Origin of the sequence: Dehalobacter sp. DCA (assembly GCF_000305775.1) — a bacterium.
Lineage (GTDB): Bacteria > Bacillota > Desulfitobacteriia > Desulfitobacteriales > Syntrophobotulaceae > Dehalobacter > Dehalobacter alkaniphilus.
In genome coordinates this window covers 1895983-1920045 of record NC_018866.1, presented here as the reverse complement: position 1 = coordinate 1920045, position 24063 = coordinate 1895983, and the positions used below count along the sequence as shown (strand labels likewise).

At 45.8% G+C, this 24063-nt stretch carries 25 protein-coding genes, 2 tRNA genes and 1 other annotated feature; of the genes, 21 read left to right on the top strand and 6 right to left on the bottom strand.

What is annotated here, in order from left to right:
- The first annotated feature begins 8 nt into the window (after positions 1-8).
- Together DHBDCA_RS09270 and DHBDCA_RS09265 are read left to right on the top strand one after the other, a co-directional pair.
- Positions 9-92 (top strand) — tRNA-Tyr (locus DHBDCA_RS09270).
- A gap of 42 nt (positions 93-134) precedes the next feature.
- Positions 135-209, top strand: a tRNA-Met gene (locus DHBDCA_RS09265).
- Positions 210-285: 76 nt separating this feature from the next.
- On the opposite strand, the gene DHBDCA_RS15005 is transcribed toward DHBDCA_RS09265, so the two are convergent.
- The 5 genes from DHBDCA_RS15005 to DHBDCA_RS09245 all read right to left on the bottom strand — a co-directional run bounded on the left by DHBDCA_RS15005 (position 286) and on the right by DHBDCA_RS09245 (position 3561).
- Positions 286-447 (bottom strand): VOC family protein, encoded by a 162-nt coding sequence (locus tag DHBDCA_RS15005; RefSeq protein WP_081580525.1) that lies wholly within the window; start codon positions 445-447, stop codon positions 286-288.
- A gap of 15 nt (positions 448-462) precedes the next feature.
- Positions 463-930 carry a chemotaxis protein CheX gene (locus DHBDCA_RS09260; protein WP_015043963.1) on the bottom strand — a complete coding sequence of 156 codons (468 nt, stop codon included), beginning with the start codon at positions 928-930 and terminating at the stop codon, positions 463-465.
- The gene (locus tag DHBDCA_RS09255) at positions 921-1784 is read right to left on the bottom strand and encodes a response regulator (protein WP_021315207.1); all 864 of its coding nucleotides are present in this window, start codon (positions 1782-1784) and stop codon (positions 921-923) included. Before DHBDCA_RS09255 ends, DHBDCA_RS09260 begins: the two co-directional genes overlap by 10 nt.
- Positions 1785-1964: 180 nt before the next feature.
- Positions 1965-2192 (bottom strand): small acid-soluble spore protein Tlp, encoded by a 228-nt coding sequence (gene tlp / locus DHBDCA_RS09250; protein ID WP_015043961.1) that lies wholly within the window; start codon positions 2190-2192, stop codon positions 1965-1967.
- Between the two features lie 88 nt (positions 2193-2280).
- Positions 2281-3561, bottom strand: coding sequence for a LysM peptidoglycan-binding domain-containing protein (locus DHBDCA_RS09245; protein ID WP_015043960.1), 1281 nt, complete (start codon positions 3559-3561; stop codon positions 2281-2283).
- A gap of 133 nt (positions 3562-3694) precedes the next feature.
- On the opposite strand from DHBDCA_RS09245, the gene DHBDCA_RS09240 reads away from it, so the two are divergent.
- The gene (locus DHBDCA_RS09240) at positions 3695-4780 is read left to right on the top strand and encodes an FUSC family protein (protein WP_015043959.1); all 1086 of its coding nucleotides are present in this window, start codon (positions 3695-3697) and stop codon (positions 4778-4780) included.
- 40 nt (positions 4781-4820) lie between these two features.
- On the opposite strand, the gene DHBDCA_RS09235 is transcribed toward DHBDCA_RS09240, so the two are convergent.
- Complete coding sequence (locus tag DHBDCA_RS09235; RefSeq protein WP_015043958.1) at positions 4821-5636, bottom strand: amidohydrolase family protein; 816 nt, start codon at positions 5634-5636, stop codon at positions 4821-4823.
- Positions 5637-5869: 233 nt separating this feature from the next.
- Between DHBDCA_RS09235 and rpmG the strand changes: the two genes are divergently transcribed.
- The 18 genes from rpmG (at position 5870) to rplW (ending at position 24061) form a co-directional block, all read left to right on the top strand.
- Positions 5870-6019 (top strand): 50S ribosomal protein L33, encoded by a 150-nt coding sequence (gene rpmG / locus DHBDCA_RS09230; RefSeq protein ID WP_015043957.1) that lies wholly within the window; start codon positions 5870-5872, stop codon positions 6017-6019.
- A gap of 38 nt (positions 6020-6057) precedes the next feature.
- Positions 6058-6309, top strand: coding sequence for a preprotein translocase subunit SecE (secE, locus tag DHBDCA_RS09225; RefSeq protein WP_015043956.1), 252 nt, complete (start codon positions 6058-6060; stop codon positions 6307-6309).
- A gap of 48 nt (positions 6310-6357) precedes the next feature.
- Entirely contained in the window at positions 6358-6885 is a 528-nt protein-coding gene (gene nusG, locus DHBDCA_RS09220) for a transcription termination/antitermination protein NusG (protein WP_015043955.1), read from the top strand.
- Between the two features lie 30 nt (positions 6886-6915).
- Complete coding sequence (gene rplK, locus DHBDCA_RS09215) at positions 6916-7338, top strand: 50S ribosomal protein L11 (protein ID WP_015043954.1); 423 nt, start codon at positions 6916-6918, stop codon at positions 7336-7338.
- Between the two features lie 57 nt (positions 7339-7395).
- Entirely contained in the window at positions 7396-8088 is a 693-nt protein-coding gene (rplA, locus tag DHBDCA_RS09210; protein WP_015043953.1) for a 50S ribosomal protein L1, read from the top strand.
- A gap of 40 nt (positions 8089-8128) precedes the next feature.
- Positions 8129-8273: a sequence feature (ribosomal protein L10 leader region), on the top strand.
- A gap of 54 nt (positions 8274-8327) precedes the next feature.
- A complete protein-coding gene (gene rplJ, locus DHBDCA_RS09205) occupies positions 8328-8852 on the top strand; it encodes a 50S ribosomal protein L10 (protein WP_015043952.1) in 525 nt (174 codons plus the stop codon).
- Positions 8853-9013: 161 nt separating this feature from the next.
- A complete protein-coding gene (rplL, locus tag DHBDCA_RS09200) occupies positions 9014-9391 on the top strand; it encodes a 50S ribosomal protein L7/L12 (protein ID WP_034377915.1) in 378 nt (125 codons plus the stop codon).
- A 558-nt stretch (positions 9392-9949) separates the two neighbouring features.
- Positions 9950-13390, top strand: a complete 3441-nt coding sequence (rpoB, locus tag DHBDCA_RS09195) for a DNA-directed RNA polymerase subunit beta (RefSeq protein WP_015043950.1) — start codon at positions 9950-9952, stop codon at positions 13388-13390.
- Between the two features lie 49 nt (positions 13391-13439).
- A complete protein-coding gene (gene rpoC, locus DHBDCA_RS09190; RefSeq protein WP_015043949.1) occupies positions 13440-16892 on the top strand; it encodes a DNA-directed RNA polymerase subunit beta' in 3453 nt (1150 codons plus the stop codon).
- Positions 16893-17136: 244 nt separating this feature from the next.
- A complete protein-coding gene (locus DHBDCA_RS09185; protein WP_015043948.1) occupies positions 17137-17388 on the top strand; it encodes a L7Ae/L30e/S12e/Gadd45 family ribosomal protein in 252 nt (83 codons plus the stop codon).
- 80 nt (positions 17389-17468) lie between these two features.
- Positions 17469-17888: a 30S ribosomal protein S12 gene (gene rpsL / locus DHBDCA_RS09180; RefSeq protein WP_015043947.1), complete on the top strand. Its 420-nt coding sequence runs from the start codon at positions 17469-17471 to the stop codon at positions 17886-17888.
- An 84-nt stretch (positions 17889-17972) separates the two neighbouring features.
- Positions 17973-18443 (top strand): 30S ribosomal protein S7, encoded by a 471-nt coding sequence (rpsG, locus tag DHBDCA_RS09175; RefSeq protein ID WP_015043946.1) that lies wholly within the window; start codon positions 17973-17975, stop codon positions 18441-18443.
- 63 nt (positions 18444-18506) lie between these two features.
- Entirely contained in the window at positions 18507-20585 is a 2079-nt protein-coding gene (gene fusA, locus DHBDCA_RS09170; protein ID WP_015043945.1) for an elongation factor G, read from the top strand.
- Between the two features lie 58 nt (positions 20586-20643).
- The gene (gene tuf, locus DHBDCA_RS09165) at positions 20644-21846 is read left to right on the top strand and encodes an elongation factor Tu (RefSeq protein ID WP_015043944.1); all 1203 of its coding nucleotides are present in this window, start codon (positions 20644-20646) and stop codon (positions 21844-21846) included.
- A 162-nt stretch (positions 21847-22008) separates the two neighbouring features.
- A complete protein-coding gene (rpsJ, locus tag DHBDCA_RS09160; RefSeq protein ID WP_015043943.1) occupies positions 22009-22314 on the top strand; it encodes a 30S ribosomal protein S10 in 306 nt (101 codons plus the stop codon).
- Between the two features lie 179 nt (positions 22315-22493).
- Entirely contained in the window at positions 22494-23123 is a 630-nt protein-coding gene (gene rplC / locus DHBDCA_RS09155; RefSeq protein WP_015043942.1) for a 50S ribosomal protein L3, read from the top strand.
- A 25-nt stretch (positions 23124-23148) separates the two neighbouring features.
- Positions 23149-23781 (top strand): 50S ribosomal protein L4, encoded by a 633-nt coding sequence (rplD, locus tag DHBDCA_RS09150; protein ID WP_015043941.1) that lies wholly within the window; start codon positions 23149-23151, stop codon positions 23779-23781.
- On the top strand, positions 23774-24061 hold the full coding sequence (rplW, locus tag DHBDCA_RS09145; protein ID WP_015043940.1) for a 50S ribosomal protein L23: 288 nt from the start codon (positions 23774-23776) through the stop codon (positions 24059-24061). Before rplD ends, rplW begins: the two co-directional genes overlap by 8 nt.
- Positions 24062-24063: the final 2 nt, after the last annotated feature.

Sequence of the window (24063 nt, the reverse complement as noted above, 5' to 3'; positions counted from 1 at the left end):
ATTGAAATGGGTAGGTGGCCGAGTGGTTAAAGGCGGCAGACTGTAAATCTGTTCCGAAAGGTACGGTGGTTCGAATCCATCCCTGCCCACCATTCTATAATTGGAGATATCGAGCTGGAACGTTAATTTAACATCGCGGGGTGGAGCAGTGGTAGCTCGTCGGGCTCATAACCCGAAGGTCGTCGGTTCAAATCCGGCCCCCGCAACCAAAGAAAGTTAAAGCCTTAGACAAATGTCTAAGGCTTTTGTGTATTGTATCCTAGTGATTCTCTACAAACTGAATTTTTAAACCATTGGGATCAAGGATAAAGAGAAACGTGAAAAGCAAATCTCAGTGCTCGGGTCTGGATGGAGTCTTTGAACCAAGGGCAATCCAACAACTTCCTGATAAAATTTTAAAGATTCCTCCAGGTTGTTAACGTTGACCGTGGTCAAACAAAGACCCATTTTCTTGTTCCCCCTTTATTTATTCATCAGACTTACATAGGCACTCAGTTCAATATCATCAATCAGGAAATTTACGACAATCGATTTCGGCACGGGTAGGGTCGCCTCACCGTTCTCACTGATCATAAGGGTCGGAGGCGAGATATCCAGATCAGTGATACCAATTTTTGTGAACTGCGTGCACGTATTAGCACAGACCATATTTCCCATTTCAGAAATTGCACTTCTGGCCATAGCATCCAGTTCAGCCACCGGCATACCCATCATCATTTTCGAGGCAAACTTTTTGGCAGCTTCAATATCCATCCCGAATAGGATCGCGCCTTTCACTGTTCCGAAAAGTGAGATATTCAGAAGAATACCGTTGTACTGAAAGGCCGCTTCTATTTTGGACACCTTGCGCCGTTCGACCGACTGGAAGCCGAGCTGCGGCAGAACTTCTGTAAAAGCAGTCAGAAGAGGATTAATGATACTTACATCCATATACTCGACCCCTTCTTAAAACCAACACCCAGGAAAATATTCCCGAAGTTGGTTTCTGCTGTCACGGCATCCATTTTAAGATTCGGACTCATAATTTCGGTCCCGGTACCGTAAAAGAGACTGGGTGGAGAAACGCTCAGACTATAAGTTTTATCGGACTTATTCAGCATCGAGCAGGCAACTCCGGCAATAATATTGGCCAATTCGGCAACCATAGCCAATACCTCTTCGCGGTTTCTATGAGCGCGTTTCAGAAGCATCTCAACAATTCTTTCCGCTGTCTCCATCGACATATCTAAGATCATAGATCCGGAGTGGCGGCCGATCAGCCCGATAACAGCTGTAATTCCCTGGGATAAGTAATGGTCTCCAAAATTTTCGTATGAAGCAAAAGAAACGGGTGATTTGGTCATCCGGGCAATATTCTGGGTTAGAGATTCCTTAAAGGTTTCCAGACCATAGGCGAGTAGATGGTCATAATGAATATCCGGTGCTATAACGTTGTTGATCATCTGGACCAGGTAGTCGCTGTCAACAGGTTTTTGAATGTATCCGGAAATCCCGATGCGGCGCGCTTCAGCTTCCGATTCTTCATCTTTCATCGAGCTGACAAGAATAATCTTTGCATTAGGGTCTTTTACAAAAAGGGCACGGCTGCACTCAAATCCGTCCATATCCGGCATAACAATATCCATAGTTACGATATCGGGTTTGCACCTGTCATATGTTTCGATTAAGCTGTCGTAGGAATCAGCTTCGCCAACAACTTCCAAGCCGCTGTCGCGAAGTATTTCCACAATGAGTGTTCTTGAAAACAGAGAGTCGTCAACGACCATTACTTTTATTGCACTCATTTTTCGGATTACCCCCATTCAATGCCAGTACCAAGGTACTAGTCAATATGCACTCTAAATTATAGCAAGTAATTTTTGGGATTGCTATCATTGATATGGGGTTATCAATAAATAGAACAAATTTAACAGGTCTAATTCAAAAACAAAGCCAGGCTGTTGCCTGGCTGCTATTTTTTGGATCTATTCATACTCTCTTTTTTTATCCAGGGCTTCGTCCCGGATTTCCGCCCTCATTCCGTTTAGCGCATCATGCCTCCGTTCATTCTTTCCTTTCAAATCTTTCTTACTTTTAGGATCATCAGTTTTCGCAATCATTTCATCAGCAAGCTCCATATTTTGGATCGTGTGATTAATATTTTTTTGGATTCTGTCGACATTATCTCTGCGGTCATCCGGATTGTGTTTCATGAATACTGTTCCTCCTTTGGTCTGCACTTGAAAAGAATTTGTTTCAGTATATTGTTTGAGGAGTGAACAAGTCTTATACCATAAAATTTTAAAGCAGTTTCTTTATACTGTATAAAGACCTCAAAACAAGCCAGTTCTGGGGAAAATATCTTCCAATCGTCCAATAGCTTATGCCCCCAACCCGAAATTCTTTGGCCAGGGTCAGTTTGGCATAGATGCTTCGGGCATCTTCAAACCATACTTCGTGCTTTTTGCCGGCATCGTCGTAGTAGGTGAAATACGGAGACTGCGCTGTTGAATCATACTGGATTGCTGTCTTTTCAGTTCTGGCCAGATCTACCGCCCCGCTGTTGGAGACTGTTCTGGCGGCAGTACCGGAAACGTATGGAAGGGTCCAGTCATAGCCATAATTGGGGATACCCATAAAGATTTTCTGTCTCGGAATAGCCGACACCGCATAGGTCAATACTTTGCGCACTTCATTTACAGGAGCGACTGCTTTGGGTGGGCTGTAGGTGTAACCCCATTCATAGGTCATTAGGATGACGTGGTTGGCCAGAGCCCCGTGAACAGGATAGTCATGGGCTTCGTATAGCAGACCTTTTTGATCGGCAGTCAGCTTAGGAGCGAGAGCTGTCGTCACAGGATAGCCTAAAGGGCGGAGCGTATTAACGATCCTTCGGAGAAAGTTGTTATAGTTTTCCCGGTCGGATGGATAGATATATTCAAAATCAATATCGAGGCCGTAATAGTTTTTTTCTCTCAGCGTTCTGATAACCTGACTGATTAAAGTATTCTGAGCAGTCTGGTTCGTCAGGATGGATCTGGCCAGCGTACTGTTGAAGCTTCCGCCCTGCTGGATATTCGTGATGACCATTAGCGGAGCTGTCCGGGCTTCTCTCGCTGCCTGAATCAGCGGTTCATCCGGAATCGTATTCAGGGTGCCATCCGCGTTGACCTGATAACTGAAGATACTAAGATATGTAAGATGGCGAAGACTTTTTCGGAGAATGTCTCTGTTAATATTCGGAAAGGCATACCCGTTCACTTCTATCGTTCCATAGCTGGCAGCCGCTGCCGGAATGGCAATAGTCTGACCAGCATAGATACGGCTCGGATCTGTTATCCGAGGATTGGCGGCGAGTAAAGCATTCACAGTTACTCCGTGTTTTTGGGCAATCAGATAAAGCGACTCACCGGCGGCAACAGTATGTGTTCCGCTACTTTCCAGAATGACCAGCGTCTGCCCGACAACTAGCTGGCTTGGATTGGTCAGTTCATTATCTGCAATCATTTTCTGGGGTGAGACCCCGTATTTGCGAGCAATGGAATAGATGCTCTGTCCTGAGCTCACAACATGAATTTTCAAGAAACACACTTCCTTTTTCATACTGTATGCTTCAGAGAAAAAAGAAGTGTTTGGAGTGCGGGTTTATTATTCGGGATGGGTTGTGTTATCATAAGACAATAAACATAAAGAATAAACCTTAAGGAGCTGTGGAATGAATATCGGAGCCAGGACGTTAAAGACAGGTCTCGCTGTGGCGGTCAGTGTTTATATCTGTATCCTTTTGGATATTGAGCCGTCTTTGTTTGCTGCGACATCGGCAGTGGTCTGTATGCAGCAATCTCTCGGCAGAAGTTTTCGAAATGCGCTGGAAGAAATTATAGTAAACATCATTGCAATTATTGTGGCTGTGGCGATCGGACTGGCCATACCGCTGCAGTTTCTGAGTATGGCACTTGCAACGATTATCCTGATTATTATTTTCACCAAAGTGATCAAAGTGCCGAATCAGATCGTTCTTGCAGTGATCTCAGCCATTTTTATCCTGGCTTCACCGCAGGAGCAGTTTTTGTCCCACGCGGTTTCACGGTCACTGGCTATCCTGATTGGTATGGTGACTGCAAATGTGATCAATTTGACGATCGCACCTCCGCGTTACCAAAAAGTGCTTGAGGATAAATTGATTGAACTAAATAATTTTGCTGTCCGGATGTTTGTCGATGCAGTGAACCGGTATCTGTACCTGAATCTGGCTCCGGAAGAAGAAATGCGTAAAAATAAAGCGGAATTCAACAGCTTGTTTCAGGAAGCTGAGAATTTGTATGATTTATACCGCAAAGAGTGGAACGTCTTGTGGTTCGGTAAAAACAAGAAAGATCCCAAGGCCCGTAAACCATTATATAAGGAATATTTAAATTACAGCCGGGGCCTCTGGCAAAGATCACAGGACTTGCTTTTTCTTGCCGCAGAACGAAAAACCCGCCGGGAGGAAGCCAATGATCCGGCGGTGAGTCCTGAATTTGAACATGTTTTTGAAATGCTGCACAATGTGATGTTCAGTGCGACAAGCTACAATCTGCAGCTTCAGAAAAAAGTCAAGGGGGAAGAGGCAGCTCAGTTTCCCGAATTGCGTGTCTGGAGCAAACTGCACGCTATTCTGAATGAATGGCAGGAGAATACACCCTCGACAAGCTTTTACTATCATGCGCTGATTGAATTGTCTGTTGTCACCTACAGCATTCGCTGGTTTGCGAAGGAATCCTCCCGGCTGCTGAATCTGGAGACGGAAATGAGTGTCTGAAGAAGACTAGATGCAGCTTGATTTCATAGTATTGTAGGGTTTACGGCTGCAGGCCAAACAGTTTTCTGCCGTTTTCCCAGAGGATTTTCTGGTTTTCCTCTTTCGTCAGGCCAAGTGATAGGAAACGCTCAAGTTCGGCTTCGGGTGACCACATTGGGTAATCCGTGCCAAACAGTACTTTATCAATGCCATGGGAGCGAATAATATCAACAGCTGTTTCTTTTTCTATTAACATCAGAGAGCTGGACGTGTCGATGTAGACATTTTGCTCAAACAGGCTGTGGTCAAAATCATCCCACAGACTCCAGCCGCCCAGATGGGCTGCAATGACCACCAAATCGGGAAACATTTTCAGAATGTGGGCAAGTCTGTGCGGATTGGAGTAATCCGTGCGCGTATCTCCGACATGAAAAAGGATAGGCAATTTGCCTTCTGCTGCCTCGTATATAGGAAATAAAGATGGATCGTCAATGTTATATTCCTGAAAATCCGGGTGAAGCTTTAAACCTTTTAAACCGAGTGAAAGTACCCGCTCGATTTCCAGTTGAGGATTAGGAAATTCAGGATGCATGGTGCCGAAGCCGACGAACCGCGAATCGGTGCAAACACCGGCAATGAAATCGTTGATTGACTCGACTTGTTCTGTTCTCGTAGCGGTGGAGGAAATCAAAAAGCGGTTGATCCCGATGCCTGCGCCGGAAGCGATCAGATCGGAGGCGGTTCCTTTTCCAGGCTCCATATCTTGAATAAGTTCGTCGTAGAAGGACAAGATGGAATCGACTGCCCTGGGAGCTACTTTTTGCGGAAAAATATGGGCATGGGCATCAAAAATGTTTGGATAATCTGGATTGGACATAAGACAGACCTCTAATTCTTTTTTTATTTTCTAAGCACAGTTATGATATAATGAATAAATATCGACAATAATACAATCCTAATTCGTTCTGCCTATTTTGGCAAGAGAATTTCACAGTTTATTTGCGGCATACAAAGGAATCTTCCTTGACAAAGACTTTATTATTGTGTTAAATTATTCTGTGCGACTTGTAAAATATGCAGTTTAATGCCATTGCCGGGGGGGTGTTCCGAATGCGTGTTGCAATTACATTGGCTTGTACTGAGTGCAAAAACAGAAATTATCAGTCCAATAAGAATAAGAAAAATGACCCAGATCGTATAGAGATTAAAAAATATTGCAGAACTTGCAAAGCTCATACTGTTCATAAGGAAACAAAATAGTACGAACCGGAAGAATATTCCGTTAAGGATGTGAAGATATGGCAGTGGCAAAGAAAGCAGATACCACAGGTGCAAAAGGCGGCTTTCTTAATAGGTTTAAGAACCCCGGAAAACGGTTTGCTTTTTTTCGTGAGGTTGGGCTTGAGCTGAAAAAAGTACATTGGCCGACTCGTCAGACGTTGCTGACGTATACTGGTGTCGTGCTTGTTTCTGTGGCAATTGTTGCTTTGTTGATTTGGATTGTAGACAGTGGCCTGACGTACGCAATGACCAACCTGCTTGGTATTTAACAATTCATTTAACAATTGGATGAATCTTTCTTAGGAGGCTTTCGGTTAATGACGAAGAACTGGTATGTTATTCACACTTATTCCGGATATGAGAACAAGGTGAAAACAAATCTGGAAAAACGCGTGGAATCCATGAATATGGAGGATAAAATTTTTCGCGTTTTAGTTCCTATGGAAGACGAGATCGAAATAAAAAACGGCAAGAAAAAAATCTCCAAACGCAAGGTGTTTCCAGGTTACGTTCTAGTGGAGATGGACATGACTGACGACTCTTGGTATGTGGTCCGCAATACACCTGGGGTGACCGGGTTTGTAGGAAGTGGCAGCAAACCGATTCCGCTTCTGGATCAAGAGGTCGCTGTTATTTTACGCCAAATGGGACTCGAGAAAATCCGCACCAAGATTGACGTTGTTGTCGGGCAGTCTGTCCGGGTCATTTCCGGTCCGTTCAAAGACTTTATTGGTGTTGTGAAAGAAGTCCTCGAAGAAAAGCAAAAAGTCAGGGTCTCGGTTTCCATGTTTGGGAGAGAGACGCCGGTCGAACTCGAGTTTGGGCAAGTGGAAAAGCTTGACTAAATAGATATTCCACAGCAAGGAGGTGTAATTATGGCAAAGAAAGTTATTGGGCTGGTAAAATTGGCAATCACCGCAGGTAAGGCAAATCCGGCACCTCCGGTTGGTCCTGCTTTGGGTCAGCACGGTGTTAATATCATGGGCTTCTGTAAAGAATACAATGAAAGAACAAAGGATCAGGCTGGACTGATCATTCCTGCAGAGATTACGATTTATGAAGACCGTTCCTTTACTTTTGTTCTGAAGACTCCGCCGGCATCCGTATTGCTTAAGAAGGCAGCCAACATTCCGTCTGGTTCCGCTGTTCCGAACAAGCAAAAGGTTGCAAAAGTGACCAAAGATCAGGTTAGGGAAATTGCTGAACAAAAGATGAAAGACTTAAATGCAGCAAGCATTGAAGCTGCAATGCGTATGGTCGAAGGTACTGCACGCAGTATGGGGATCGATATTGTTTGATTCCGTTGAACAATGTGGGAGGGTTTGGCCCGAAGACCACAAGGAGGTTAAAGAAAGATGCCAAAAAGAGGTAAGAAATACCTTGATGCTTTAAAAGCATTTGATAATCAGGCTGTGTTTGAGCCGGCCGAAGCAATTGGTGTTGTAAAAACCAATGCCAAAGCAAAATTTGATGAGACAGTTGAAGTTGCTTTCAAATTAGGAATCGATACCCGCCATGCTGATCAGCAGATCCGCGGAGCGGTTGTTCTTCCACATGGAACAGGCAAAACTTTAAGTGTACTTGTTTTTGCCAAGGGAGACAAAGCCAAAGAAGCCGAAGCTGCCGGCGCTGATTTTGTCGGAGCTGAAGAAATGGTTGAGAAAATCCAACAGGGCTGGTTTGGTTTTGACGTTGCTGTAGCGACACCGGATATGATGGGTACTGTCGGTAAGCTGGGTAAGCTTTTGGGACCTAAGGGCCTCATGCCGAACCCGAAGACCGGAACTGTATCGTTTGATGTCGAAAGAGCAGTTAAAGAAATTAAAGCCGGTAAAGTGGAATACAGGGCTGATAAAGCCGGTATTATCCATGTACCGATCGGCAAGGTTTCTTTTGATCAGGATAAGCTGATGGACAACTACAAGACCATTGCCGAAGTTGTCACAAAAGCAAAACCTGCAGCTGCCAAAGGACAGTATGTCCGTAGCGTAACGGTATCTTCCACCATGGGACCAGGAGTGAAAATCAATCCTTTGAAAATTGTCTAAAGACTTTTTAAGGGCTGAGATATACCGACTTGACTGAAAAAAATTATAACATTTTCCGCTGTAGAAAGCAGGCGCTTTATTAAGCTTAATATCCTGCCGAGGTGGAGACAAGATCGTCTTTTGAAGACATGAAAGACATTAATAATCTTGCCTCTGCGCCCAGCAGAGGCTTGTTTATTGACAGCCATGGATGGCAACGAAACGCATACGACAGTGTGCGTTCGGAAGGAGGTGTGTGTATGCCAAATTTTGAAGAGAAGCAAAAAGTTGTTGAAGATATCAAACAGAAGTTTGAAGGTGCAAACGGAGTGATTCTGGCAGACTACAGAGGTCTGACGGTATCGCAGGTGACCAATTTGAGAGTGGAACTGCGCCAGGCTGGTATTGAATACCGCGTATTGAAAAATACAATGGTTCGCCGGGCTGCAGATGAAATCGGGATTACCGGTTTGGATGAATTTCTGGAAGGTCCTACTGCTTTAGCCTTTTCTACAGATCCTGTTGCTCCTGCGAAGATTCTCAGTGAATTCAGCAAGAAAAACAAGAGCCTGACCATTAAGGCCGGGGTTCTTGACGGCAAGGTCATTAACGCTGAAAAAGTAAAAGATCTCGCAAATCTTCCGTCCAGAGAAGTTCTTCTTTCCCAGGTACTTGCTGGAATGCAAGGCCCGCTTCAAGGAATGGTCAATGTTCTGCAAGGGCCTATCCGCAAATTTGGTTATGCTTTGGAAGAAGTTCGTAAACTTAAAGAAGCCCAGGCATAGTCGAGGCACGGGATTCGATGCCCGAGGCCCGATGCATGCGCAGACTCTGGGACTATCCAACATCTGACACGAAGGTTTGGACGGTGCCGGATGTTAACAGATCTAATGATGGTCAAAACAAAAATGAAAAATATGTGAATTATTTTAAGGAGGATATTCTAATGTCCAAAACTGCTGAAATTTTAGAAGCCGTAAAAGGTATGACCGTTCTTGAGCTTGCTGAGCTCGTTAAAGCTTTCGAAGAAGAGTTTGGTGTAAGCGCTGCTGCTCCCGCAGCTGTTATGGCTGCCCCGGCAGCTGGCGCTGCTGCTCCTGTTGCTGAAGAGCAAACAGAATTTGATGTTATCCTGACCAGCGCTGGTGCTGCAAAGATCAACGTCATCAAAGTTGTCCGTGAAATCACTGGCCTGGGCTTAAAAGAAGCTAAAGATCTTGTTGACGGCGCACCGAAATCTGTCAAAGAAAAAATTACCAAAGAAGAAGCTGAAGCCATCAAAGCTAAACTTGTTGAAGCTGGTGCCGGCGTAGACGTAAAATAATCTAAACGAAAAATGTACCGCAGACTGAACCGGCCATGCTTAAGCCGGTTCAGTTTTTATTTGATGCCGGGTGCTCATGGATGTCAAATGTGTTCTGAACCAGGCTAATGGAATATTGAGTAGAAACAGGCAAAAAATATCTAAATGCCTTTAACTTTTTGGAATTTAATATATAATAATAGATATTTAACCTTTAATGTCAGAAAAATGTTACAGGGATGATGATTAGTAAATAAAATATACTTGACAAATATCGGTATACTTGTTAGGATTAATAACTGTCACTGTGATCTTAAGCTAAGACAAACCAATAAAGTTGGGAGATAATAGTGTGGATGTATTGCATCTCATGTGAGGCAGCTCCATAAACATTGAAGCGAGGTTTTTTCCCAAAAAGCCTTGCTTTTGGTTGTTTATGCCTATCTGCTCTTTGCTTTTTGGTGTTTGGATAGTAATGGATATTTGTATTAAGGTATTCGCAAACAATTATAATTATTTCTTGATTATCTAGTTTTCTGTTGGAACGATCAGGAAAAAACACTGGAAGGGTGAAACGGCATGGTGAATCCTATCAAAGTTGGAACAAGAGAACGGGCAAGTTATGCGAGGCTTCGGGAAGTTCTGGATATGCCCAACTTAATCGAAATTCAACAGAATTCCTACGAGTGGTTTCTGAAGGAAGGGCTTCGCGAAATGTTTCGCGACATTTCCCCGATTCAGGATTTTACCGGAAATCTGGTTTTGGAATTCATAGACTACAGCCTCGGCGATCCAAAATATGAGGTCGAGGAATGCAAAGAACGTGACGTTACGTTTGCAGCGCCTCTCAGAGTCAAAGTACGCCTTATTAATAAGGAAACAGGAGAGGTTAAGGAGCAGGAAGTGTTCATGGGGGACTTTCCCCTGATGACCGATAAAGGCACCTTCATTATTAATGGTGCGGAACGTGTTATTGTCAGTCAGTTGGTAAGATCGCCCGGCGTTTATTATTCTGAAACAATCGACACCAGCGGTAAAAAGCTTTACGGCGCAACAATTATTCCGAACCGTGGTGCCTGGCTGGAATTTGAGACAGATATTAATGATAATATTTTTGTCCGGGTTGACAGAACCCGTAAACTACCGGCTACTGTACTGGTCAGAGCCCTTGGCTATTCAACCAATGGCCGGATCCTCGAAGCGTTCGATGACAATGAGAACGTTAAAATTACGCTGGAAAGAGACAATACGGAATCAACGGAAGAAGCGCTGGTTGAGATTTATAAACGTCTTCGTCCTGGAGAACCGCCTACGGTGGAGAGTGCCCGCAGTCTTCTGGAATCCTTGTTCTTTGATCCCAGAAGATATGATCTGGCAAAAGTAGGCCGTTATAAGCTGAACAACAAACTGGGTCTGGATATTCCCAAGAACATACGGCATTTAACATCCGAGGACATCATCGCATCGATTTCTCGGATGCTTAAAATAATTAATGGTGAAGGACATATTGATGATATTGATCACCTTGGCAACAGACGTTTGCGTTCGGTTGGCGAGCTTCTTCAGAATCAGTTCAGAATCGGTCTCTCCCGTATGGAGAGAGTGGTGAGAGAGAGAATGACGATTCAGGACATTGAGGGGATTACACCTCAGGTGCTGATCAATATACGTCCAGTCGTGGCCGCAATTAAAGAGTTTTTTGGAAGCAGCCAGTTATCACAGTTTATGGACCAGACCAATCCGCTGGCCGAGCTTACGCATAAACGCCGTCTCAGCGCGCTGGGACCTGGTGGTTTAAGCAGAGAGAGAGCCGGATTTGAAGTGCGTGACGTGCATCATTCCCACTATGGCCGGATGTGCCCGATTGAAACGCCTGAGGGTCCGAACATTGGTTTGATTGGTTCACTCAGCACATATGGACGCATTAATGAGTATGGCTTTATTGAGGCACCTTACCGCAAAGTAGAAAATGGCAAAGTGACGGATGAGATCCATTACTTAACAGCTGATGAAGAGGAAAAATATATTATTGCCCAGGCCAATGCCGCTGTTGGTGAAAATGGGGAGTTTTTAAGCGAAAAGATCGAAGCGCGCCACGGTGAAGATTTCGTCCTGGTTCCGCCGGTAAACATTCAGTATATGGACGTTTCGCCGAAGCAGATGGTATCGATTGCGACCGCCTTGATTCCATTCCTCGAGCATGACGATGCTAACCGTGCTCTGATGGGTTCCAACATGCAGCGTCAGGCTGTGCCTCTACTCAGAACAGATGCACCGTATATTGGCACCGGCATGGAGTATAAGGCTGCTGTTGATTCCGGTGTTTGTCTGGTTTCTCCAAAAGAAGGAACTGCTTTACGGGTTACTTCCGATGAGATCATCATTCAAAACAATGACGGTACAACAACCCGGAATAGACTTTTGAAATACACGCGCAGCAACCAGGGAACCTGTATCAATCAGAAACCGATTGTTGTCAAAGGCCAGAGAATCGATGCTGGTCAGGTAATTGCCGACGGCCCGTCAACAGATAACGGAGAACTTGCCCTCGGGCGAAACGTTCTGGTAGCGTTTATGCCCTGGGAAGGATACAACTATGAGGATGCTATTCTGATCAGCGAGAAGCTGGTGAAAGAAGATTATTTTACGTCCATTCATATTGAGGAATACGAAGCAGATGCCCGGGATACCAAACTTGGGCCTGAAGAGATTACCAGAGATATTCCAAACGTCGGAGAAGATGTTTTGAAAGATCTTGACGAACGTGGTATTATCCGGATCGGTGCCGAAGTGCGCCCTGGAGATATCTTAGTGGGCAAGGTTACTCCGAAAGGGGAAACAGAGCTTACGGCTGAAGAACGCCTGCTAAGAGCAATCTTTGGTGAGAAAGCCAGAGAAGTCAGGGATACTTCTTTACGTGTTCCGCATGGCGAGGCCGGAAAAGTTGTTGATGTTAAAGTATTTAAGCGCGAGAACGGCGATGAACTGGCCCCTGGGGTCAACCAACTCGTAAGAGTCTATATTGCCCAGAAACGTAAGATATCCGTCGGCGATAAAATGGCTGGAAGACACGGAAACAAAGGGGTTATTTCCAGAATTATGCGCCAGGAGGATATGCCTTTCATGCCGGACGGCACGCCGATTGAAATCGTTCTGAATCCGCTCGGTGTTCCATCTCGTATGAATATCGGACAGGTTCTGGAGACCCATCTTGGTTGGGCGGCGAAAGCACTGGGCATGTATATTGCCACACCGGTTTTTGACGGAGCCAGAGAAGATGATGTCTTTGATACCTTGAGAAAGGCCGGACTTCCCGGACATGGAAAATCCGTTCTTTATGACGGCCGTACCGGTGAGCCTTTTGATAATGAAGTTACTGTTGGCTACATGTATATGCTGAAACTTCACCATCTTGTTGATGACAAGATCCATGCCCGTTCTACAGGTCCGTACTCGCTGGTCACCCAGCAGCCGCTCGGCGGTAAAGCGCAGTTCGGCGGTCAACGCTTCGGAGAGATGGAAGTTTGGGCACTTGAAGCTTATGGTGCATCGTTTACGCTGCAGGAGATACTTACCGTTAAATCCGATGATGTGGTAGGTAGGGTCAAGACCTATGAAGCAATTGTCAAAGGTGAGAATATTCCTGAGCCGGGCGTGCCAGAATCGTTTAAGGTACTCATCAAGGAATTGCAGAGCCTTGGACTTGATGTTTCCGTACTTTCGGAAGAAGATCAGGAAATTGAAATTAAGGATCTGGATGATGATGTCACAGAAGTTGCCCATGAACTGGGAATGGATGATCAGTATTCCGTGATTGATGCCAATGACGAAAGCGGCATTGGCTATGATAATGAAGATGAGACTCTTGATGAAGATTTGGATGGCGATTTGAATGACAAAACTGAAGATTTCCCTGTCCTGAGTGTTCCCGAGTCTGACCTTGGTAATGATCTTGTTAATGATCTGGACAATGATTTCAGCGACAACATGGATGACGATTTTGATCCAGATTACAAGTAAAGTGTCCGTTTAGATCGAGAAAGCTTGATGGGCGAAAGGAGAGAATACCGTGCTTGATGTGAATAATTTTGAGAGGATGCGTATCGGGTTGGCTTCTCCGGAGATGATCCGCAAATGGTCCTATGGGGAAGTAAAAAAACCTGAAACCATTAATTACCGCACCTTAAAGCCCGAAAGAGAAGGTCTTTTCTGTGAAAAAATATTTGGCCCTACCCGTGACTGGGAGTGCCACTGCGGTAAATATAAGAGAGTCCGTTATAAAGGCATTATTTGTGACCGATGCGGTGTTGAAGTAACGAGGTCTAAAGTCCGCCGCGAGAGAATGGGACATATTGAGCTGGCTGCGCCGGTTTCCCATATCTGGTACTTCAAAGGGATTCCGAGCAGAATGGGGCTTCTGCTGGACATGTCACCGCGTTCTCTGGAAAAAGTTCTATATTTTGTCGCGTATATCGTTGTTGATCCAAAGGATACCTCCCTGATGAAAAAACAGCTTCTTACCGAGACAGAATACCGGGAGGCCAGGGAAAAATACGGCAGTGGCTTCAAGGCAGAGATGGGTGCTGAGGCCATCAAGGCGTTATTGGCCGAGATTGATCTAGATAAACTGAACGAAGAACTTCGCACCGAGCTTAAGGAAGTGTCCGGTCAGCGAAAAATCAGGGCGATCAGACGGCTGGAAGTTGTCGAAGCATTTAAACAGTCCGGAAACAGTCCGGAATGGATGGTTCTTGATGCGATCCCGGTTATTCCGCCAGAACTGCGGCCGATGGTTCAGCTGGATGGCGGAAGGTTTGCAACCTCCGACCTGAATGATCTGTACCGCAGGGTTATTAATAGAAATAACAGGCTGAAAAAGCTTCTTGACCTTGGCGCTCCGGATATTATTGTCCGGAACGAAAAAAGAATGCTTCAAGAAGCTGTTGACGCACTGATTGACAATGGCCGTCGCGGACGGCCGGTTACCGGACCTGGCAACAGGCCGCTAAAATCGTTGAGTGATATGCTGAAAGGTAAGCAGGGAAGATTCCGTCAGAACCTTTTAGGAAAACGTGTTGACTATTCCGGACGTTCTGTTATCGTTGTAGGGCCGACACTGAAGCTTTCCCAGTGCGGGTTGCCGAAAGAGATGGCGATTGAGCTGTTTAAACCTTTCGTGATGAAAAACTTAGTTAATGAGGGTTATGCTCATAATATTAAAAGCGCCAAGCGAATGGTGGAAAGGGTAAGACCGGAAGTATGGGATGTCCTGGAAAAAGTCATTGCTGAGCATCCAGTGCTTCTGAACCGTGCCCCAACGCTGCACAGACTTGGAATTCAGGCTTTTGAGCCTATCCTTGTCGAAGGTAAGGCCCTGCAGATTCACCCGCTCGTTTGTACGGCTTACAATGCCGACTTCGATGGGGACCAGATGGCGGTTCACGTGCCGCTTTCCGCTGAGGCCCAGTCTGAAGCTCGGCTGCTGATGCTGTCCGCGCACAATATCCTGAACCCGAAAGACGGACGCCCGGTAGCTTCACCAACCAAAGATATGGTTCTGGGCTGCTACTATCTGACAATGGAAAGACCTGGAGCCCTTGGTGAAGGCAAGATCTTCAAGGATCTGGATGAAGCGGTTCTGGCGTACAATTCCAAAGCTGTCCATCTTCAAGCCTTGATCAAGGTGCGCAAGGATGGAGAACTTCTGGAGACAACGACAGGAAGACTCATTTTCAATACCGTTATTCCTGAAGAAGCCGGTTATATAAACGAAATGGTCACTAAGAAGTCTTTAGATAAAATTGTTGCCAAGACTTACCGTTTTTGCGGTTACGAGAAGACAGCCTTATTGCTGGACGGAATAAAAAATCTAGGCTTTAAGTTTTCGACACGAGCCGGAGTCACGGTCGGTATTGACGATATCCAGGTTCCCGAAGTCAAGAGAACGATTCTGGCCGAGGCGGATATTGCTGTTGCCAAGACCGAACAGCAGTACCGACGCGGTCTCATTACCGATGAAGAGCGCAAGATCCTTGTTATCGAAATCTGGACTAAAGCCAATGATTCCGTAACGAAAGCTTTGATGGAATCACTGGATAAGTTTAATCCGGTTTATATGATGGCCAATTCCGGAGCGCGTGGTAATATTCAGCAGCTGCGTCAGCTGGCAGGGATGCGCGGACTGATGGCAGACCCGTCAGGCCGAACGATTGAACTGCCTATTAAAGCCAACTTCCGTGAAGGCCTGACTGTGTTGGAGTACTTTATCTCTTCGCACGGTGCGCGTAAAGGTTTGGCTGACACCGCACTCAGAACTGCCGACTCCGGGTATCTGACCCGCAGACTCGTCGATGTATCCCAGGATGTCATTGTCCGGGAGGATGATTGCGGCTCCGATAAAGGCATTATGGTCGAAGACATCAAGGAAGGCAGTGAAATGATCGAAAAACTGGAAGAACGTCTGGTAGGACGCTTCCTGGTAAGAGAGATCCGTCATCCTGAAACAGGCGAACTGCTGGCTTCTCCCGATTACGAAATCAGTGAAGAACAAGCTAAAGCGATTGCTGATGTTTATGACAAAGTTGAGATAAGGTCCGTGCTGAACTGTAAGACCCGTTACGGCGTTTGCAAGAAATGCTACGGCAGAAACCTTGCCACCGGACGTCAGGTTGAAATCGGTGAAGCAGTCGGCATTATCGCTGCCCAATCTATCGGTGAACCTGGAACCCAGCTTACGATGCGTACTTTCCACACCGGTGGTGTTGCCGGAGACGACATTACTCAGGGTCTGCCGAGGGTAGAGGAACTGTTTGAAGCACGCAAGCCCAAAGGCCAGGCGATTATCTCCGAAATCAGTGGCACAATTACGATCAGAGAAGTCAAAGGCCGCAGAGAAGTGGAAGTCACGAGCGAAACCGGGGAACAAGGAATCTATACCATACCGTTTGGTTCCCGCCTCAAAGTCAAGAATGGCCAGGTCATTTCCCCTGGTGACGAATTGACTGAAGGCAGCATTAATCCTCATGATACGCTGAAGATTAAGGGAATAATCGGTGTACAGGTCTATCTGCTCGGAGAAGTGCAGCGGGTATACCGTCTGCAGGGCGTTGATATCAATGACAAGCATATCGAGGTGATGGTCCGGCAGATGCTCAGAAAAGTTAAGATAGAAGAAGCCGGAGACACCAGCCTTCTACCCGGCGGACTGATCGATATCTTCGAGTTTGAGGAGGAAAACGCGAAAGTCTTGCAGGAAGGCGGAGAACCTGCTGAATGCCGTCCGGTTCTGCTCGGAATTACCAAGGCTTCTCTCGCTACCGATTCCTTCCTCTCGGCAGCATCCTTCCAGGAGACAACCAGAGTACTCACGGAAGCTGCTATTAAAGGAAAAGTCGATCCGTTGATTGGCCTGAAAGAGAATGTCATCATCGGAAAACTAATCCCTGCCGGTACCGGGATGTCCAAATACCGCACCCTGAAAGTCACAGACAGCGGGGCACTTCAGTCCAGGACTGAAGTGTAGTACCATGTCAACCCTAAATCTTGTATATCCTGGCGGCAGATTTCTTGTAATACTGCGTTGTCATCAATCGGTATACGCTAGTATGCCTCAATCCTCCGTCTTGTCTTACAAGAAATCTGCTCACCATTATATTACAATTTCAGAGTTAACAAGGTACTAGCATAATTGTATTCTTGACACGAATATAGGTGACTGCTAAAATAATATAGTCTGATTTTAGGATAGGGGAGGAGAGCATTTTAAAATGCTTGATGAATCTATAAAAAAAACGCAAAGAGTTGTGGTTGGTTTTAAACAAACCAGCCGGGCGCTGGAGAAAGGCGAAGTCGGCAGTATTTATCTTGCCAAGGATGCAGATCAAAAGCTTCTTCGCCCGATCCTGGAGATGTGTGCTGTCAGACAAATTGAAATCAAGGAAGTTCCTACGATGACTGAATTGGGTAAAGCCTGTGGTATTAAAGTGGGTGCTGCAGTCGCAGCCATTCTGAATGACTAGGGTTCCTATAAACAGCTTTCTTGGTTGCCAAAAACCATCTGATTTTTGTAGAATAATTATTACAGGAAGGAGGTGCAGTTATGCCGACAATTCATCAGCTTATCCGCAAAGGGAGAGAAAAGGTTATTGCAAAATCGACCGCTCCTGCTCTGCAATGGGGACATAATTCACTGAAACGCAAGGATTTTCCTTCGGGTGGTTCTCCGCAAAAGAGAGGGGTATGTACGAGAGTGTATACCACAACACCTAAAAAACCGAATTCTGCTCTGAGAAAGGTAGCCCGTGTCCGCCTGACCAATGGCATTGAAATAACCACGTATATTCCTGGAATCGGCCACAACCTTCAGGAACACTCCGTAGTTCTGGTTCGTGGAGGCCGTGTTAAGGATCTTCCGGGCGTACGTTATCATATCGTTCGTGGGGCATTGGATACAACCGGTGTTCAAAACCGTAGTCAGGCTCGTTCCAAGTATGGGGCCAAGAGACCTAAGAAAAAATAATGTATAAGTATCGTAGCCTAAAATATGTTATATTTTGGCTGCACTCTAATTTTATTGCAGTGTTTTTAGAAAGGAGGAATACAGTTGCCCAGAAAAGGTTATATTGCGAAAAGAGAGATCCTGCCGGATCCAATCTATAAGAATAAGACCGTTACAAAATTTATTAACCAGATTATGCTTGACGGCAAAAAAGGTGTTGCTGAATCGAATTGCTATAATGCCTTTCAGATTATTCAAGATAAGACCGGCAAAGATCCGATCGAAGTATTTGAGACGGCATTAAAAAATGTTATGCCTGTATTAGAAGTCAAAGCACGCAGAGTCGGTGGTGCTAACTATCAGGTGCCGATCGAAGTACGTGTGGACCGTCGTCTGACCCTAGGCCTCCGTTGGCTGGTTGAGTATGCCCGTAAAAGGGGAGAAAAAACCATGCAGGAAAAACTGGCCGGAGAGCTAATGGATGCTGCCAACAATACTGGCGGTTCTTATAAGAAAAAAGAAGATACCCATAAAATGGCCGAAGCAAACAAGGCTTTTGCTCATTATCGCTGGTAATCACAATGATTAGCTTGGGGTTACTTTAGAGTTTATTTATCTGGATAGAAAGGCTGATAATAAGTGGCAAGGCAAGTTCCCTTGGAGAAAACTCGGAATATCGGCATCATGGCGCATATTGATGCTGGAAAGACCACAACCACAGAGCGCATCTTATTTTACACTGGCCGTGTTCATAAAATCGGTGAAGTGCATGATGGTGCTGCCACGATGGATTGGATGGTTCAGGAGCAGGAGCGTGGGATTACCATTACTTCTGCAGCTACCACCTGTCAATGGAAAGGGCACAATGTTAATATCATCGACACACCCGGGCACGTTGATTTTACCGTTGAGGTCGAGCGCTCTCTGCGTGTACTGGACGGCGCTGTAGCGGTGTTCTGTTCAGTTGGCGGTGTTGAGCCTCAGTCGGAAACAGTTTGGCGCCAGGCCGACAAATACGGTGTACCTCGTATCGCTTATATAAATAAGATGGACAGAGTCGGTGCGGATTTTTTCCGTGGAGTTTCCATGATTGTTGACCGCCTGGGATCAAATCCTGTTCCTATTCAGCTTCCGATTGGAACTGAAGACAAATTTAGCGGGATTGTGGATTTGGTTACCATGAAAGCAACAGTATACACAGATGACCTCGGCACAGCAAGTGATGTTTCCGATATTCCTGCAGACCTGATGGAATTGGCGCAGGAATACCGTGAGAAATTACTGGAAGCTGTCTCAGATGTCGATGAAGAATTGATGATGAAATATCTGGAGGGCGCAGAGATCTCCGAACAGGAAATCAAGCAGGCGATCCGCAAAGGCACGATTAGCTTAAAATTCATTCCGGTTTTATGCGGATCATCCTTTAAGAACAAAGGGGTTCAGCCTTTGCTTGATGCTGTCGTCGATTATATGCCGTCGCCTCTTGATGTGCCGGCTATCCAGGGTGTCAATCCGGATACCGGTGAGGAAGACGTCCGTCATTCCGATGACAACGCACCTTTTTCAGCATTGGCATTTAAAATTATGTCGGATCCTTATGTTGGAAAATTGACCTTCTTCCGCGTTTATTCCGGAACGCTCAGTGCGGGTTCCTATATCACGAACTCGACCAAGGGCAAGAAGGAAAGAATTGGCCGTATTCTTCGGATGCACGCCAATCACCGCGAAGATGTCGATGAAATCCGCGCTGGGGATATCGCTGCAGCTGTCGGCATCAAAGATGTCAGCACAGGGGATACGTTATGCGATGAAAAGAACCGCGTTATTCTCGAATCGATGGTATTCCCCGAACCGGTTATTCATATTGCAATTGAACCTAAAACAAAGGCTGACCAGGAAAAGCTTGGCGGATCACTCGCAAAGCTTGCTGAAGAAGATCCTACCTTTAAGATGCGTACGGATGAAGAAACCGGACAAACCATTATTTCAGGGATGGGAGAACTTCACCTGGAAATCATTGTTGACAGGTTGATGCGAGAGTTTAAAGTGGACTGTAATGTGGGTCGTCCACAGGTAGCCTATAAGGAAACGATCCGCAAGCATGTCAAAGCAGAAGGAAAATATGTTCGGCAGTCTGGTGGACGTGGACAGTATGGTCACTGCTGGGTTCAATTCGAACCGCTCGAACAGGGCACTGGCTTTGTATTTGAAAGCAAGATTGTCGGTGGCGTTATTCCTAAAGAATATATATCGCCGATCGGTGCTGGTATCGAAGAAGCCCTTCAAAATGGTATCCTGGCCGGATATCCGGTTCTGGATATCAAGGCGACCGTCGTTGACGGATCCTACCATGATGTCGACTCCTCTGAAATGGCCTTCAAAATTGCCGGTTCAATGGCTTTCAAAGCAGCGGCTGCGAAAGCAGACCCCGCAATTCTGGAGCCGATGATGAAGGTGGAAGTCACCGTGCCGGAAGAATATATGGGCGATGTCATCGGAGATTTGAACTCGCGCCGAGGCAGAATCGAAGGTATGGAAGCTCGTTCGGGTGCCCAGATTATCCGCGGCTTTGTGCCGCTTTCAGAGATGTTCGGTTATGCTACAGAGCTCCGTTCCCGTACTCAGGGCAGGGGCGTATATTCAATGCAGTTTGATCATTATGAGGAAGTGCCCAAAAATATTGCCGAAGGCATCATTGCCAAGCGGCAGGGGGCTTAATTATAGAAATTAACTGCAAAAAATAACATTTTAAATTTTTTTAAGGAGTGAAACTTAAATGGGTAAACAAAAATTTGACCGTTCCAAGCCGCACGTTAACGTAGGTACAATTGGCCACGTTGACCATGGTAAAACGACAACGACTGCTGCGATTACATTTGTTTTGTCCAAGGTCGGCGGTGCTGTTGCAACTGCATTTGATCAGATCGACAAAGCGCCTGAAGAGCGTGAACGCGGAATTACGATTTCTACAGCTCACGTTGAGTATGAAACGGCAAACCGTCACTATGCGCACGTTGACTGCCCAGGCCATGCTGACTATGTTAAAAACATGATCACCGGTGCTGCTCAGATGGACGGTGCCATCCTGGTTGTATCCGCTGCTGACGGCCCGATGCCTCAGACGCGTGAACACATCCTTCTTGCCCGTCAGGTAGGTGTGCCTTACATCGTTGTATGGCTGAACAAAGTTGACATGGTTGATGATCCTGAACTTCTCGAACTGGTTGAAATGGAAGTTCGTGAGCTGTTAAGTGAATATGAATTTCCCGGCGATGATATCCCTGTTATTCCCGGCTCCGGACTCAAAGCTCTGGAGTGCGGATGCGGACAGAGAGACTGCGAATGGTGCGGCAAAATCTGGAATCTGATGGATGCTGTTGACAGCTATATTCCTCAACCGGAACGTGCTGTAGACAAACCGTTCCTGATGCCTGTAGAAGATGTCTTCACGATCACTGGTCGTGGTACTGTTGCTACCGGCCGTGTAGAGCGTGGTGTCCTTAAAGTCGGCGATGAAATTGAAATCGTTGGTCTTTCTGAAAAACCGCGTAAGAGTGTTTGCACAGGCGTTGAAATGTTCCGTAAACTGCTCGATCAGGCTCAGGCCGGTGACAATATCGGCGCTCTGCTGCGTGGTGTTGAGCGCAAAGACATTGAGCGCGGACAGGTTCTGGCTAAACCAGGAAGTATTAAACCGCATACGAAGTTTAGCGGTGAAGTTTACATTCTGAGTAAAGAAGAAGGCGGACGTCATACGCCGTTCTTCAACAACTACCGTCCTCAGTTCTACTTCAGAACAACCGACGTTACTGGTGTAATCAAACTCCCAGAAGGCACAGAAATGATTATGCCTGGTGACCGCGTATCCATCGAGTGCGAATTGATCACCCCCATTGCTATGGAAGAGGGACTCCGCTTCGCTATCCGTGAAGGCGGACGTACTGTTGGGTCCGGCGTTGTAGCCAAAGTTGTCGAATAATTAGCTGCTGATATTAAGGGAAGCTGCCAGAGATTGTCTGCACAGCTTCCCTGATAAACTCTCTACGCAAAAGGTTGCTGTCTTCGGTGACTCCGCCGTAAGGCAGGGAATTTTTGCGCCAATAGTCCTGTTTAACAGGCGATATATTTAGGAGGTAAAGAAATGAACCAAAAGATTAGAATTCGGCTGAAGGCCTTTGACCACAAAACGCTTGATCAGTCGGCAGAAAGAATTGTTGATACTGCGAAAAGAACCGGTGCGAGCGTCAATGGGCCAATACCCCTTCCGACCGAAAAGAGTATTTACACTATTTTACGTTCTCCGCATGTCAACAAGGATTCCCGTGAACAGTTTGAAATGAGAACGCACAAGAGATTGATCGATATTATTGATCCTACCTCGAAAACAGTGGATGCACTGATGAGACTGGATCTGCCTTCCGGTGTAGATATCGAAATTAAATTATAATTAGAGGCTGGCGTTTTTTTAGAATATGTGGTAGAATAGATATGTTTGTGACACGAAACACCCGGAGGTGTGGAACGCCTTTGGGGTAAGTGTTGCTAAACGCATATAATATATTAATTGATTACACTCTCGTGCCCCGTTTCAGACGGTGCACTTCAAAGTGTACAGGAGGTGGCGTCGTGTCTAGAGGAATTCTGGGTAAAAAAGTGGGTATGACCCAAATTTTTGCAGAAGATGGAAAAGTGATTCCGGTGACTGTTGTTCAGGCCGGTCCTTGTTATGTCCTGCAGAAAAAAACTGAAGCTTCAGACGGTTATAATGCAATTCAGGTTGGTTTTGATGAGAAAAGAGAAAATCTTGCAACTAAACCTGAAAAAGGTCATTTCAAAAAATCCGGTGTCAAATTCATGCGCTTCATCAAGGAATTTAGAACTGCTGAGGCAGATTCCTTTGAAGTTGGTCAGGAAATCAAAGCAGATATCTTCGCAGCCGGTGACAAAGTTGATGTAGTCGGAACTTCCAAAGGTAAGGGCTTTGCTGGTATGCATAAGCGTCATGGAGCCCGCCGCGGACCCATGGGTCATGGATCAAAATATCATCATCGTACAGGTTCCATGGGCGCGAAAGGGCCGGCTCGTGTTTTCAAGGGAAGAAATTTACCTGGACGGATGGGCGGAGAAAGAGTTACGGTTCAAAACCTTGAAGTTGTAAGGGTTGATACTGATAAAAACTACATCCTTATTCGAGGATGCGTACCTGGTGCTAAAAAAAGCCTGCTGATACTGAAAGAATCGGTTAAAGCGAAATAATCCGTGAGGAAAGGAGGATAAAGCAATGCCTAAGGTACAGGTTGTAAATATGCAAGGATCTCCGGTTGGAGAAATGGAATTAAATGAGACGATATTTGGAATAGAGCCTAATACCCATGTTATGCATTCCGCTGTTGTAGCCCAGCTGGCCAACGCCAGAGTCGGCACCCATTCTACATTAGGTCGGAGCGAAGTCAGAGGCGGTGGTCGCAAGCCTTGGAAACAAAAAGGAACAGGTCGGGCCAGAGCCGGCACGATCCGTTCACCGCTCTGGAGAGGCGGCGGCATCGTATTTGGACCAAAACCAAGAGACTATAGTAAAAAGCTTCCTAAGAAAGTCAAGAGACTGGCTCTGTGCTCGGCACTTTCCAGCAAAGTGATTGACAACAGTCTGATCGTAGTTGATCAAATCAGCTTTGAGCAGCCAAAAACCAAAGAAATGGTTAAACTTCTGGAAGCTCTGAAAATTGATAAAAAAGCGCTTCTCGTTGTCGAGAACAATGACGATAATAACGTTCTGGTCTCTGCGCGCAACATTCAGGGAGTGCTTACCTCAAGAGCAGATGCCTTAAATGTTATAGATCTTTTAAAATATGATTTTGTGGTATTTACCAAGGCAGCTGTGATGAGGACTGAGGAGGTGCTGAGCAATGCGTGATGCTCGTGACGTGCTGATTCGACCGGTCATTTCTGAAAAATCGGTCGGATTGGTAGAGGAAAACAAATACTCCTTCTGGGTTAGCACTGCAGCTAATAAGATTGAAATCAAATCAGCTGTAGAGAAAATGTTCAAAGTTAAAGTTGATGACGTTCGCACCATGAAGGTTAAAGGAAAAGAAAAACGCCAGGGCCGTTATTCGGGCATGACACCTACCAGGAAGAAAGCTATCGTAACCCTGAAGGCCGGCGACAAAATTGAAGGATTTGCAGGTCTGTAGTT

Coding starts and splice junctions, on each gene's coding strand:
- rplK (WP_015043954.1), top strand. CDS start 6,916: ATGGCAAAGAAAGTTATTGGGCTGGTAAAATTGGCAATCACCGCAGGT.
- rplA (WP_015043953.1), top strand. CDS start 7,396: ATGCCAAAAAGAGGTAAGAAATACCTTGATGCTTTAAAAGCATTTGAT.
- nusG (WP_015043955.1), top strand. CDS start 6,358: ATGACGAAGAACTGGTATGTTATTCACACTTATTCCGGATATGAGAAC.
- DHBDCA_RS15005 (WP_081580525.1), bottom strand. CDS start 447: ATGGGTCTTTGTTTGACCACGGTCAACGTTAACAACCTGGAGGAATCT.
- rpoB (WP_015043950.1), top strand. CDS start 9,950: ATGGTGAATCCTATCAAAGTTGGAACAAGAGAACGGGCAAGTTATGCG.
- rplD (WP_015043941.1), top strand. CDS start 23,149: ATGCCTAAGGTACAGGTTGTAAATATGCAAGGATCTCCGGTTGGAGAA.
- rplJ (WP_015043952.1), top strand. CDS start 8,328: ATGCCAAATTTTGAAGAGAAGCAAAAAGTTGTTGAAGATATCAAACAG.
- DHBDCA_RS09235 (WP_015043958.1), bottom strand. CDS start 5,636: ATGTCCAATCCAGATTATCCAAACATTTTTGATGCCCATGCCCATATT.
- rpmG (WP_015043957.1), top strand. CDS start 5,870: ATGCGTGTTGCAATTACATTGGCTTGTACTGAGTGCAAAAACAGAAAT.
- rpsL (WP_015043947.1), top strand. CDS start 17,469: ATGCCGACAATTCATCAGCTTATCCGCAAAGGGAGAGAAAAGGTTATT.
- rplW (WP_015043940.1), top strand. CDS start 23,774: ATGCGTGATGCTCGTGACGTGCTGATTCGACCGGTCATTTCTGAAAAA.
- tlp (WP_015043961.1), bottom strand. CDS start 2,192: ATGAAACACAATCCGGATGACCGCAGAGATAATGTCGACAGAATCCAA.
- DHBDCA_RS09185 (WP_015043948.1), top strand. CDS start 17,137: ATGCTTGATGAATCTATAAAAAAAACGCAAAGAGTTGTGGTTGGTTTT.
- DHBDCA_RS09255 (WP_021315207.1), bottom strand. CDS start 1,784: ATGAGTGCAATAAAAGTAATGGTCGTTGACGACTCTCTGTTTTCAAGA.
- rplL (WP_034377915.1), top strand. CDS start 9,014: ATGTCCAAAACTGCTGAAATTTTAGAAGCCGTAAAAGGTATGACCGTT.
- secE (WP_015043956.1), top strand. CDS start 6,058: ATGGCAGTGGCAAAGAAAGCAGATACCACAGGTGCAAAAGGCGGCTTT.
- DHBDCA_RS09240 (WP_015043959.1), top strand. CDS start 3,695: ATGAATATCGGAGCCAGGACGTTAAAGACAGGTCTCGCTGTGGCGGTC.
- tuf (WP_015043944.1), top strand. CDS start 20,644: ATGGGTAAACAAAAATTTGACCGTTCCAAGCCGCACGTTAACGTAGGT.
- rpsJ (WP_015043943.1), top strand. CDS start 22,009: ATGAACCAAAAGATTAGAATTCGGCTGAAGGCCTTTGACCACAAAACG.
- DHBDCA_RS09260 (WP_015043963.1), bottom strand. CDS start 930: ATGGATGTAAGTATCATTAATCCTCTTCTGACTGCTTTTACAGAAGTT.